Here is a 504-nt window from a genome sequence, read left to right on the forward strand (position 1 = left end):
TCCGCCCATCGTAAATAGTTCGGGCCACTGGTATCGGCCGTGGACGTTTGTCCCAATCCAAAGATTTGATAAACCGATTCGCCGCTGTAATCGCCAAAATCTTTAGGCAGAGTGATGGACTGAACGTTATCGGTAATTGGTCGGGTTAACTCCAATACCGCCAAGTCATTAATCCATATGTCATTAGGATCATAGTTGGGATGAATCGTAATAGTGCGAACGTCTTTGAACTCTTCGACATAAACATCGTTCATGGTTGGATTTTTTACCAGAACACGGAGGTCATTCGCTGTCCAACCGTCAGTAAAAACCGAGGATTCTACGCAGTGGGCGGCCGTTAATATGAAACGATCATTAACGATAGAACCACCACAAATATTCGCGAATTGTCGGTCGCCCGTTTTGTGTAAAATTAGCCGAGCAAAGAAGGGGAGCTGATTTTGAGACGCTTGCTGGCCTCCAATAATCGCGGTTGAAATGCCTTGCTCGTCAAGCTCCGCCCCG

General features: G+C 46.8%; 1 protein-coding gene. It reads right to left on the minus strand.

Going from position 1 to position 504, the window contains the following annotated elements; genetic code table 11:
- Positions 1 to 479: S1 family peptidase (locus tag R7Z77_RS28770; RefSeq protein ID WP_318137487.1), on the minus strand; the 479-nt coding region annotated here is incomplete at its 3' end.
- Positions 480 to 504: the final 25 nt, after the last annotated feature.

The sequence above is a fragment of the Vibrio sp. 1401 genome, from assembly GCF_033340295.1.